At 67.6% G+C, this 11778-nt stretch carries 13 protein-coding genes; all 13 read left to right on the top strand.

The window, feature by feature from the left end; genetic code table 11:
- Positions 1-120 precede the first annotated feature (120 nt).
- Positions 121-924 carry an urease accessory protein UreD gene (locus Q1A36_RS06490; RefSeq protein ID WP_299841206.1) on the top strand — a complete coding sequence of 268 codons (804 nt, stop codon included), beginning with the start codon at positions 121-123 and terminating at the stop codon, positions 922-924.
- Between the two features lie 9 nt (positions 925-933).
- Complete coding sequence (locus Q1A36_RS06485; protein ID WP_299841205.1) at positions 934-1236, top strand: urease subunit gamma; 303 nt, start codon at positions 934-936, stop codon at positions 1234-1236.
- A 22-nt stretch (positions 1237-1258) separates the two neighbouring features.
- Positions 1259-1813 carry a HupE/UreJ family protein gene (locus Q1A36_RS06480; protein ID WP_299841203.1) on the top strand — a complete coding sequence of 185 codons (555 nt, stop codon included), beginning with the start codon at positions 1259-1261 and terminating at the stop codon, positions 1811-1813.
- Positions 1814-1816: 3 nt separating this feature from the next.
- The gene (locus Q1A36_RS06475; protein ID WP_299841201.1) at positions 1817-2134 is read left to right on the top strand and encodes an urease subunit beta; all 318 of its coding nucleotides are present in this window, start codon (positions 1817-1819) and stop codon (positions 2132-2134) included.
- Positions 2124-3827: an urease subunit alpha gene (gene ureC / locus Q1A36_RS06470; protein ID WP_299841199.1), complete on the top strand. Its 1704-nt coding sequence runs from the start codon at positions 2124-2126 to the stop codon at positions 3825-3827. The genes Q1A36_RS06475 and ureC overlap by 11 nt, the downstream gene beginning before the upstream one ends.
- 7 nt (positions 3828-3834) lie before the next feature.
- Positions 3835-4308, top strand: a complete 474-nt coding sequence (locus Q1A36_RS06465) for an urease accessory protein UreE (RefSeq protein ID WP_299841197.1) — start codon at positions 3835-3837, stop codon at positions 4306-4308.
- The gene (locus tag Q1A36_RS06460) at positions 4280-4951 is read left to right on the top strand and encodes an urease accessory UreF family protein (protein WP_299841195.1); all 672 of its coding nucleotides are present in this window, start codon (positions 4280-4282) and stop codon (positions 4949-4951) included. Before Q1A36_RS06465 ends, Q1A36_RS06460 begins: the two co-directional genes overlap by 29 nt.
- A complete protein-coding gene (gene ureG, locus Q1A36_RS06455) occupies positions 4948-5565 on the top strand; it encodes an urease accessory protein UreG (RefSeq protein WP_299841193.1) in 618 nt (205 codons plus the stop codon). The genes Q1A36_RS06460 and ureG overlap by 4 nt, the downstream gene beginning before the upstream one ends.
- 291 nt (positions 5566-5856) lie before the next feature.
- Positions 5857-7125 (top strand): urea ABC transporter substrate-binding protein, encoded by a 1269-nt coding sequence (gene urtA, locus Q1A36_RS06450; RefSeq protein ID WP_299841191.1) that lies wholly within the window; start codon positions 5857-5859, stop codon positions 7123-7125.
- Positions 7126-7181: 56 nt separating this feature from the next.
- Positions 7182-9083 carry an urea ABC transporter permease subunit UrtB gene (urtB, locus tag Q1A36_RS06445; protein WP_299841189.1) on the top strand — a complete coding sequence of 634 codons (1902 nt, stop codon included), beginning with the start codon at positions 7182-7184 and terminating at the stop codon, positions 9081-9083.
- A gap of 3 nt (positions 9084-9086) precedes the next feature.
- Positions 9087-10310 (top strand): urea ABC transporter permease subunit UrtC, encoded by a 1224-nt coding sequence (gene urtC / locus Q1A36_RS06440; RefSeq protein ID WP_299841187.1) that lies wholly within the window; start codon positions 9087-9089, stop codon positions 10308-10310.
- The gene (gene urtD / locus Q1A36_RS06435; RefSeq protein WP_299841185.1) at positions 10307-11047 is read left to right on the top strand and encodes an urea ABC transporter ATP-binding protein UrtD; all 741 of its coding nucleotides are present in this window, start codon (positions 10307-10309) and stop codon (positions 11045-11047) included. Before urtC ends, urtD begins: the two co-directional genes overlap by 4 nt.
- A gap of 2 nt (positions 11048-11049) precedes the next feature.
- Entirely contained in the window at positions 11050-11757 is a 708-nt protein-coding gene (urtE, locus tag Q1A36_RS06430) for an urea ABC transporter ATP-binding subunit UrtE (RefSeq protein WP_299841183.1), read from the top strand.
- Positions 11758-11778: the final 21 nt, after the last annotated feature.

Here is an 11778-nt window from a genome sequence, read left to right as displayed (position 1 = left end):
GCCCGAAATTCGGGCGGATTGCCGCGATTGCAGGCACTCCGCCCCGTTTTGGTGAACGGGACTTCCGCGCAGGCGGTGCGCCCCTTTTGACCGCGCTCGCCCCGTGCCTAACCTTCGGGCATGTTCGACGCCCCCGCCCTTCAACGCAGCCATGGCTCGGCCCTTGTCCATCTGGACCGGGGCCGGATCCTTGACCTCGGACAGTCCGGCTCGGCCAAGGCGATGCTGCCGCGCACGCATGGCGACCGGCCCGAGGTCGTGTTCCTGAACACCTCGGGCGGGCTGACCTCGGGCGACCGGCTGGCTTACCGGGTGGAACTCGGGGCCGGAACGAGGGCGGTGGCGACCACCCAGACCGCCGAGCGTGCCTATCGCGCCGATGGGCCGGTGGCCGTGGCGCGGGTTGATCTGGTGCTGGGACCGAGCGCGGAACTGGACTGGCTGCCGCAGGAGACGATCCTGTTCAACGGCGCCGGGCTCGCGCGTGAGACGCGGGTGGAGTTGGGCGCTGAGGCCCGGTTTCTGGGCATCGAGACCGTGGTGCTGGGCCGCGCCGCGATGGGTGAAGTGGTCGGGCAGTTGCGCCTTACCGACCGGCGGGTGATCCGGCGCGAGGGGCGGCTGGTGCTGCTCGATCCGTTCCGGCTGACTGACGACGCGCTGACGCGCGCCGGGAACCCCGCGCTGCTCAACGGCATGCGCGCCATGGCGGTGCTGCTGCTCATCGCCCCCGATGCCGCCGATGCCCTGCCCGCGCTGCGCGCCCAACTGGATGAACCGGGCGTCACCGCCGCCGCCTCGGCCCTGCCCGGTCGGCTGGTGCTGCGCGCCCTTGCGCCGGATGCCTGGCCGCTGCGCCGGCAGATGATCCGCCTGATCGAGACCTTGCGACCGGGCGCGCTGCCCCGGGTCTGGCAGAACTAGGAGAACACGATGAACCTGACGCCACGCGAAAAAGACAAGCTGCTGATCAGCCTCGCCGCCATGGTCGCGCGCGGGCGGCTGTCGCGTGGGGTCAAGCTGAACCACCCCGAGGCGATCGCGCTGATCACCGATTTCGTCGTCGAGGGCGCGCGCGATGGCCGCAGCGTCGCCGATCTGATGGCCGCCGGGGCGCAGGTGATCCGGGCCGAGGATTGCATGGCTGGCATCCCCGCGATGATCGAGACGGTGCAGGTCGAGGCCACCTTTCCCGATGGCACAAAGCTGGTGACCGTGCATCATCCCATTCGCTGAACCCATTTTGACAGGAGCGATCATGAAACGCCTACTTCCCCTGCTGCTGACCCTGACCCCCGGCATGGCGCTGGCCCATGCCGGCCACGAGACCGGCAGCCTTGCCACCGGCTTCGCCCATCCTCTTGGCGGCGCCGATCACCTGCTGGCCATGGTGGCGCTTGGCCTTCTGGCCGCGCAAGCGGGCGGGCGGGCACTGTGGCTGCTGCCCGTCACCTTCGTCGGCGCGATGCTGGCCGGCGGGGTCGCGGGCGCGGCGGGCATCGGCTTCCCGGCGGTCGAGCCGGTGATCCTAGCCTCGGTCATCATCCTCGGTGCGCTGGTGGCTTTCGCCCTGCGCCTACCCCTCTCCGCGATGGCGGCGATGGCCGCGGTTTTTGGTTTTGCCCATGGCTGGGCGCATGGGGCCGAGGGACCGGCAAGCGGGCTGGCGATCTATGCGATGGGCTTTGCCGCAGCCACGATGGCGCTGCATATCGTGGGCATCGCGGCGGGCCGGGTGATCCCCAGCCTCAGCCTGCGGGTTCTGGGCGCGGGCACCGCGCTTGGCGGTCTGGCCCTCGGTCTGGCGGGCTGAGCCATGATCCCCGGAGAGATCATGCCCGCAGAGGGGCAGCTGACCCTGAACGCCAACCGGCCGGCAATCACGCTGATGGTCGCCAATACCGGCGACCGGCCGGTGCAGGTCGGCAGCCATTACCATTTCGCCGAAACCAATGCCGGGCTTGAGTTCGACCGGGCGGCGGCGCGCGGGATGCGCCTCGACATCGCCGCCGGGACCGCCATCCGCTTTGAACCCGGCCAGCGCCGCGAGGTGCGGCTGATCCCCTATGCCGGGGCGCGGGCGGTCTGGGGCTTCAATGCGCAAGTCATGGGGGCACTCGACGATGCCGGTTGAAATCTCGCGCGCCGCCTATGCCGACATGTTCGGACCGACCACGGGCGACCGAGTGCGCCTTGGCGATACCGATCTGGTCATCGAGGTCGAGCGCGACCTGACCATCTATGGCGAAGAGGTGAAGTTCGGCGGCGGCAAGGTGATCCGCGATGGCATGGGGCAAAGCCAGATCAGCCGCGCCAATGGGGCCATGGACACGGTCATCACCAATGCGCTGATCCTTGACCATACCGGCATCTACAAGGCCGATATCGGCCTTCGCACCGGGATGATCGCCGGCATCGGCAAGGCCGGCAATCCCGACACCCAGCCCGGCGTCACCCTGATCATCGGCCCCGGCACCGAGATCATCGCCGCCGAGGGCCGCATCGTCACGGCAGGCGGGATCGACTGCCACATCCATTTCATCTGCCCCCAGCAGGTCGAGGACGCGCTGCATTCCGGCATCACCACGATGATCGGCGGCGGCACCGGCCCGGCCCATGGCACGCTGGCCACCACCTGCACGCCGGGGCCCTGGCATCTCCGCCGGATGCTCGAGGCCGCCGACAGCCTGCCGATGAACATCGGGCTGGCCGGCAAAGGGAATGCCTCGCGCCCCGAGGCGCTGGAGGAGCAGGTGCGTGCCGGGGCCTGCGCCATGAAGCTGCACGAGGACTGGGGCACCACCCCCGCCGCCATCGATTGCTGCCTGTCGGTGGCCGAGCGGATGGATGTGCAGGTGATGATCCATACCGACACGCTGAACGAGTCTGGCTTTGTCGAGAACACGCTGAAGGCCATCGGCGGGCGCACCATCCATGCCTATCACACCGAGGGCGCAGGCGGCGGCCATGCCCCCGACATCATCCGTGTGGTCGGCTCGCAGAACGTCATCCCGTCCTCGACCAACCCGACGCGGCCTTACACGCGGAATACGATCGAAGAGCATCTCGACATGCTGATGGTCTGCCATCACCTCGACCGCTCGATCCCCGAGGATGTCGCCTTCGCCGAAAGCCGCATCCGCCGCGAGACCATCGCCGCCGAGGATATCCTGCATGATCTGGGGGCGTTCTCGATCATCTCTTCTGACAGTCAGGCCATGGGGCGCGTGGGCGAGGTCGTCACCCGCACATGGCAGACCGCCCACAAGATGAAGGTCCAGCGCGGGCGGTTGGAGGGTGAGGCCGGCGCGAATGACAACCTTCGCGCCCGGCGCTATGTCGCGAAATACACCATCAACCCGGCGGTGGCGCATGGCATTTCCGCCCATGTCGGCAGCGTCGAGGTTGGAAAACGCGCCGATCTGGTGATCTGGCACCCGGCCTTCTTCGGGGCCAAGCCCGAGATGTCGCTGATCGGCGGGCAGATCGTCATGGCGCAGATGGGCGACCCGAACGCCTCGATCCCGACGCCGCAGCCGATGCAGTCCCGCCCGATGTTCGGCGCACTTGGCCGCGCCTGCCAGTCGGCGTCGGTCAGTTTCGTCTCGAAGGCCGGGCTTGAGCGGGGCTGCGGCGAGGGCCTTGGCAAGGCGATGATCGCGGTCGAGGGGACGCGCGGCATCGGCAAATCCGACATGCGGCTGAACGATGCGACGCCGCTGATCGAGGTTGATCCCGAAACCTACGAGGTCAGGGCCGATGGCGTGCTCTTGACCGTCGAAGCGGCGGCGGAATTGCCCCTTGCCCAACGCTATTTCCTGTTCTGAGGTCGGCATGGATATTTTGACGAAAGAGAAACCCGAAGATCTGGGCGTGGCGGGCGAGGTGCTCGAATCCGGCCATGGCCGGGCCGTGGCGGGCCGGGTGGTGCTGGACTACGAGGGCCGTTGCCTGAGGCGCAAGCGGCTGGTGACGGATGCGGGCGCGGGCTTCCTCGTCGATCTGCCGCAGGCGGTCAGCCTGCCCGACGGCGCCGCCTTTGCGCTGGCCGATGGCCGCGCGGTCGAGGTGATCGAGGCGCGTGAGCAGGTGCTGGTGATCGAGGGCGATCTGCCCCGCCTCGCCTGGCATATCGGCAACCGCCATTGCCCCTGCGAATTGCATGGCGATCATCTGGTCATCCGGGCCGATCCGGTGCTCGAGGCGATGCTGGCGCAACTGGGCGCACGGATCACCCGCAGTTTCGCCCCCTTCCGCCCCGAGGGAGGCGCTTACGGTCATGGACGGACCTTCGGCCATTCCCACTGAAACGGTCGATAGCGGGGGCCGCCTGCTGGCGGTTCAGCTGCTGTCCCCTGCCTTTCCGACCGGGGCCTTCGCCTATGCGCAGGGGCTGGAATGGGCAATGGATACGGGCGCGGTGCAGGATGGCGCGTCGCTGGCCCGCTGGATCGGGGATGTACTGGAACATGGCGCGGGCTGGTCGGATGCGGTGATCCTGTCCCTGTCGCTGCGGCCGGAGGCGGACCACGCGGCGCTGGACGATCTGGCGCGGGCGCTGTGCCTGACGGGGGAGCGGCTGACCGAAACGCTGGAACAGGGCGCGGCTTTTGCGCGGGTGGCGGCTGTGCTGACCGGAACGCCGGAAACCCCCACGGCCCTGCCGGTCGCGGTCGGGCGGGCCTGTGCCGGGCTGGGGCTGCCGCGCGCCGAGATCATCGGGCTTTACCTGCAGGGTCAGGTGCTGGCTCTGGTGCAGGCGGCGGTTCGGTTCCTGCCCTTGGGGCAGACCGAGGGCCAGCGGGTGCTGGCCGGGCTCTCGCCGCTGATCCTGCAACTGGCGTTGCGCGCGGAAACCGCCGACGAGGCCGATCTGGGTGGCTGCGCCGTCGGTGCCGAGATCGCGCAGGCCCGCCACGAGTGCATGGAAACAAGGATCTTCAGGACATGAGCAATGGACCCCTTCGCGTCGGCATCGGCGGCCCGGTCGGCGCGGGCAAGAGCACGCTGACCGAGAAACTGGCGCGCAGCCTCGCCCCGCGCCTGTCGATGGCGGTGGTGACGAACGACATCTATACCCGCGAGGATGCCGAGGCGCTGATGCGGGCGCAGGTGCTGCCGGTCGAGCGCATTCGCGGCGTCGAGACCGGCGGTTGCCCCCATACCGCCATCCGCGAGGACGCCAGCATCAACCTGGCCGCCATCGCCGATCTCAACGCCGCCTTTCCCGACCTGGAACTGGTGCTGATCGAATCCGGCGGCGATAACCTGGCCGCGACCTTCTCGCCGGAACTGGCCGACCTGACCATCTATGTCATCGACACGGCGGCGGGTCAGGACATTCCGCGCAAGAAGGGTCCGGGGCTGGCGCGCTCGGACCTGCTGGTGGTGAACAAGACCGATCTTGGCCCCTATGTGGGCGTCGATACCGATCTGCTGGAGCACGACGCGCGGACCTCGCGCGCGGGACGGCCGGTGGTCATGGCCGCGCTGCGCCACGATCAGGGGGTCGAGGCGATTGCCGATTTCCTGATCCGCGAGGGTGGGCTGACGCCGCGCGGATAGACCTGCTGCCTGCTTCTTGACCAGCGCCGGGCTGCCGTGGCGCGAAATGCGGCAGCACCCGGCAGGGCGATGAAAAGCCGCAGCAAGCCGTTGCCCTCGGTGAAGCCAGCGGTTTTTCTGCAGATGCGAAAGGTCGGAACCGACCGGAAGTGTGCGGCGGCGAACGCCTGGAAACGACACCGCCGCACGGGTGCAACAAGGTTGCCGCGTCACATTATCACCGCGCCCCGGCAGGGGAAAGCGGCGGGATGTCTGCGGCCAATACTCTGGGGACGAAAAATGACGCGAGTGATGACGGGCCTGCTGGGCGGCTGCGCGATGATGGCTCTTGCCGGGGCGGCATGGGCGCAGGACGACACGATCAAGATCGGCGTGCTGCATTCGCTGTCGGGAACGATGGCCATTTCCGAGACCACGCTGAAGGACACGGTCCTGATGCTGGTCGAGCAGCAGAATGCCAAGGGCGGGCTGTTGGGCAAGCAGATCGAGGCGGTGGTGGTCGATCCGGCCTCGGACTGGCCCTTGTTCGCGGAAAAGGCGCGCGAGCTGATCTCGGACCAGGGGGTCGATGCGATCTTTGGTTGCTGGACCTCGGTCAGCCGCAAATCGGTGCTGCCGGTGATCGAGGAGTTGAACGGGCTGCTCTTCTACCCGGTGCAATACGAGGGCGAGGAAAGTTCGAAGAACGTGATCTATACCGGCGCCGCGCCGAACCAGCAGGCGATCCCGGCGGTGGAGTACATGACCGACGAGTTGGGCGTCGAGAAATGGGCGCTGCTCGGGACCGATTACGTCTATCCGCGCACCACGAACACGATCCTCGAGAGCTATCTGAAGGGCAAGGGCGTGGCGGCTGAGGATATCTTCGTCAACTACACCCCCTTCGGTCATTCCGACTGGTCCAAGATCGTCGCCGACGTGGTGGCGCTTGGCAAGGATGGCAAGAAGGTCGGCGTGGTCTCGACCATCAACGGCGATGCCAATGTCGGCTTCTACAAGGAGTTGGCGGCGGCGGGGGTTTCTGCTGACGATATCCCGGTCATGGCTTTCTCGGTCGGCGAGGAAGAGCTGTCGGGTCTCGATACCGCGAACCTCGTCGGCCACCTGGCGGCCTGGAACTACTTTGAAACCGCCGAGAGCGATGCCAATGCCGCCTTCATCGCCGAGTGGAAGGCGAAGATGGGCGAGGACCGCGTGACCAACGACCCGATGGAGGCCACGATGATCGGCTTCAACGCCTGGGTCGCGGCGGTGGAAAAGGCCGGCTCGACGGATACCGATGCGGTGCTGGATGCCATCGTTGGCATCGAGGTGCCGAACCTGACCGGCTCGACCGCGCAGGTGCTGCCGAACCACCACCTGACCAAGCCGGTGCTGATCGGCGAGATCCGCGAGGATGGTCAGTTCGACATCGTCAGCGAGACCGAGCCGGTGGCGGGCGATGCCTGGACCGACTTCCTGCCGGAAAGCGCAGTGCTGGATGCCGACTGGCCGGGCAAGGACTGCGGCATGTGGAACACGCAGACGAACAGCTGCGTGCAGGTTCAGTCGAACTACTGACGGCAACGGGGCGCGGCTGAACCCGCCGCGCCCGACCCATTTGCGGACGGAACCCCATGCGCCATCTTCTTCTCTCCCTGCTGCTGCTCTTCGCTGCCCCGGCCTTCGCGCAGGATCTGGCGTCCGTGCTCACGACCCATCGTAACCAGATCTTAAAGCCCTCGCGCCAGACCATCGGTCCGGTGATCGAGGCGCTGGCCGCCGCCGGTCCTGAAGCCGGTCCGGTGCTGGAAGCCTGGGCCGACCGGCGGCTTGGTCTCGTGGATGACCGCTTCGTCATTCTGGACGGCGAGACGGCGCGGGATGCCGCGACCGGCGCGATCGTTCCGGGCGAGGCCAAGGCGCTGAAACCCAATTCCGGCGTGCGCGGGCTGATCTCGGCGGCGCTGGTGCAGTTCCAGCTGACCGATCCCGACCCCGCCCGCCGCCGCGCCGCGCTGGAGGCGATTGCCCGCCAGCCCGACGCCAGCCAGTTGCAGGCGCTGCGCGAGGCCGCGCCGGAAACCGACCCGGCGCTGGCCGCACGGCGGGACCGGCTGACCCGGCTGCTGACCATCGGTTACGACGAGAACCCCGAGGCTCGGCTTGCGGCCATCGACAGTTTCGGCTCCGAGACCAGCGCCGATTTCCAGGCCGTGCTGAACCCGCTGCTGGCAACCCGCCGGGTGGCGGCGGCAAGCTTGCCCGAGGATGCCAATATCGCCGAGGAACTGTCGCCGGGCAGCGACGCCCTGCCCGGCGCCGAGGCCTATGCCTTGCTGGTCGATGCCGGGCTGGCGCCACCGCGCCCCGGCAATGCCGAGGTCAAGGCCGTGCTGGCGGCCCATCTGGCCGAGGGTCAGGTCGGCGGCGTGCCGGTGGCAGAGCAGTCCGATCCCGCGCGCCGCGATGACGCCTATGCCGCGCTGGCGGCGGCCGGCACCGTCGCCCCCATCGCCACCGCCGAAGAGGTCACACAGGCGCTGGAGACCCACCGTTTCGCCGATCTCTATGCCGAGCCGAACCCAGAGATCACCAGTGCCGCCCGTGCTGCGCTGCGCGGGATGCAGACACGCGAAGGGATGGCACAGGCCGCCGACCTGACGCTGGATGCGCTGTCCTTGGCCTCGATCTATTTTCTTGCCGCCATCGGCCTTGCCATCACCTTCGGTGTCATGGGCGTCATCAACATGGCGCATGGCGAGTTCATCATGATGGGCGCCTATACCGGCTACGTGGTGCAGACGGTCATCGTCGACCGCACCCTGTCGCTGGTCGTGGCCCTGCCCGCCGCCTTTGCCGTCACCTTCCTCGCGGGCGTGCTGCTCTACCGTCTGGTCATCCGCCATCTGGCGAAACGGCCGCTGGAGACGCTGCTGGCGACCTTCGGCGTGTCCATCGCGCTGCAGCAGATCGCCAAGAACATCTTCGGCACGCAGGCACGCCCGCTGACCGCGCCAGCCTGGCTGGAGGGTTCGATCAGTTTTGGCGAAACCGTCTCGATCAGCTCGATCCGGGTTGCGATCTTCGTCCTCGCGCTTCTGTTCCTCGGGCTGTTCCTTGTCATCATGAAGCGCACCCGGCTGGGGTTGCAGGTCCGGGCGGTGACGCAGAACCCGGGCATGGCGGCAAGCATGGGGATCAACCCTGACCGCATCGCCATGATGACCTTCGGTCTCGGCTCGGGCATTGCCGGAATCGCCGGCGTGGCCATCGGGCTGTTCGCCAAGGTCACGTCGGAACTCGGCAGCGATTACATCGTGCAAAGCTTCATGACCGTCGTGGTCGGCGGTGTCGGCAATATCTGGGGCACGCTGGCAGGCGCCGCGCTGATCGGCGGGCTGCAGAAGGGGATCGAGGTGCTGAACCCAGGCAATACGCTGGCGGCGCAGACCTGGATGATCCTCTTCATCATCATCTTCATCCAGTTCCGGCCGCGCGGCATCATGCCGCAAAAAGGCCGCGCGGCAGAGGCCTGAGACATGTTCATCCGCAAGAACCCTTCCGTGCTGATCTTCCTCGCCGTGCTGGCGGTCTTTACCCTGACCGTCACCCTGATGTCCGAGGCTTACGGCTCGGGCGCGGTCCCGACCTCGATGGTCAAGACCCTTGGCAAGACCCTGTGCCTCGCGCTGGCCGCGCTGGCGATGGACTTGGTCTGGGGCTATGCCGGCATCCTGTCGCTCGGGCACATGGCCTTCTTCGCCCTTGGCGGCTACATGATCGGGCAATGGCTGATGTATGCCCGCACCGGCGAGATCGTCGCGGCGACGCTGGCCAATGCGCCGATCCCGCCCACGCCGACCGAGATCAGCGACGGCATTGCCGGGCAGATCTTCGGCGTGGTCGGATCGGCCGAATTGCCGCTGACCTGGAGCTTTGCCGGCAGCCTGCCGCTGCAACTGCTGCTGGTCCTCGCTGTGCCTGGGGTCTTCGCCTTCCTCTTCGGCTGGCTCGCCTTTCGCTCGCGGGTGAACGGGGTTTACCTGTCGATCCTGACGCAGGCGATGACGCTGGCTCTGGCGCTGTGGCTTTACCAGAACGACAGCGGCTTTCGCGGCAATAACGGGCTCTCGGGCTTGCAGAACATCCCCGGCCTGACCCATGTGCCGCAATCCGACCTGTCGGTCTGGTTTCTTTGGGCCTCGGCCGCGGCCCTTGCACTGGCCTATCTGCTGGCCGCGTGGCTGGTGTCGGGCAAGTTCGGCAGCGTCATCCGCGCCATCCGCGACGATGAAAGCCGCGTCCGGTTTCTCGGCTATTCGGTCGAGGGCTACAAGCTGACCGTCTTCACCCTGACGGCGATGATCTGCGCCATTGCCGGCGCGCTCTATTATCCGCAGGCAGGGATCATCAACCCGGCGGAACTGGCCCCCATCGCCTCGATCTACCTGGCGGTCTGGGTGGCGATCGGCGGGCGCGGGCGGCTCTATGGCGCGGTGATCGGCGCGGTGGTCGTCTCGCTGCTGTCGAGCTGGTTCACCGGCGGGCGGGCGCCCGACCTGAACCTCGGCCTCTATACGGTGAAATGGGTCGACTGGTGGCAGGTGCTCTTGGGGCTGGCCTTCGTCTGCGTCACCCTGTTCGCGCCGCGCGGGCTGTCCTCGATCATCGACGCGGTGAAGGGGTTCCGCATGCCGAACCGGCGCGGGCGCGACCTTGGCCCGGATCTGGGTGCATTGCGCGAAAAGGAGGCCGAGGCATGACCGCGCTTCTGGAAGTGAACGGCATCTCCAAGACCTTCGACGGGTTCCGGGCGATCAACAACCTGTCGTTCAACATCGGCGCGGTCGAGCTCAGGGCGGTGATCGGCCCCAATGGCGCCGGCAAGACCACCTTCATGGATATCGTCACCGGCAAGACCCGCCCCGATAGCGGGCAGGTGCTGTGGGGCGAACGCTCGCAATCACTGCTGAAGCTCAGCGAGGCGCAGATCGCCCGCGCCGGCATCGGCCGCAAGTTCCAGCGCCCGACGGTGTTCGAGGACCAGACGGTCGCGGAAAACCTGACCATGGCGCTGAAGGCCCCGCGCGGCCCGTTCCGGGTGATGCGCTGGAAACCCACCCCCGACAGCGTCGCGCGGGTGGCCGAGCTGGCCGGCGAGGTCGGTCTGGCGCAGCGGCTGGATCACAAGGCGGGCGAGTTGAGCCACGGTCAGAAGCAATGGCTGGAGATCGGGATGCTTCTGGCGCAGGAACCGCGCCTGCTGCTGGTCGACGAGCCGGCGGCGGGTATGACGCTGGCCGAGCGCGAGCAGACCACGACGCTCTTGCGCCGTCTGGCCGAGACCCGCGCCGTGGTGGTGGTCGAGCACGACATGGAGTTCGTGCGGCGGCTGAGCTGCAAGGTGACCGTGCTGCATCAGGGCGCGGTTCTGGCCGAGGGATCGCTGGACCATGTGTCCGCCAATCCCGAGGTGATCGAGGTTTATCTGGGGCGCTGAAGATGATCGAAGCCGAGAACGTTACCCTGCATTACGGAGGGTCGCAGGTCCTGCACGGGGTCTCGCTGACCGCAGAGCCCGGGCAAGTGACCTGTGTCATGGGCAATAACGGCGTGGGCAAGACCTCGCTGATGAACCTTCTGGCCGGGCGGCATCCGCGCTCGGGTGGCGAGCTCAGGCTGATGGGCGAGAGGCTGGGCCGGGTCTCGGCGCAGGAGATGGCGCGGCGCGGCGTGGGTTACGTGCCGCAGGGGAGAGCGATCTTCCCCATGCTCAGCGTGCGCGAGAACCTCGAGACCGGCTTTGGCTGCCTGCCGCGCGGGTCGCGCAAGGTGCCGGACGAGATCTTCGACAGCTTCCCGGTTCTGGCCGAGATGGCCCATCGCCGAGGCGGCGACCTGTCGGGCGGCCAGCAGCAGCAATTGGCCATCGCCCGCGCGCTGGTGATCCGGCCGCGCGTTCTGTTGATGGACGAGCCGACCGAGGGCATCCAGCCGAATATCATCGCCCAGATCGGCCAGGTCATCGCCGCGCTGCGCGACCAGGGCGAGATGGCCATCGTGCTGGTCGAACAGTATTTCGACTTTGCCTGGGATCTTGGCGACCGCTTCGCGCTGATGGAGCGCGGCGCGGTCGTGGCCGGCGGGTCGAAGGAGGGTCTGAGGCGCGAGGATCTGCACCAGCGCCTGTCGGGGCTGGCGGCAGCCTGAGCCATCCTCCGGCGGTTGCCG

The sequence above is a fragment of the uncultured Paracoccus sp. genome, from assembly GCF_947487305.1.
In the GTDB taxonomy this organism is placed as follows: Bacteria; Pseudomonadota; Alphaproteobacteria; order Rhodobacterales; family Rhodobacteraceae; genus Paracoccus.
Note: the sequence above shows the minus strand (reverse complement) of the source record. Positions and strands in the feature narration are given on the sequence as shown.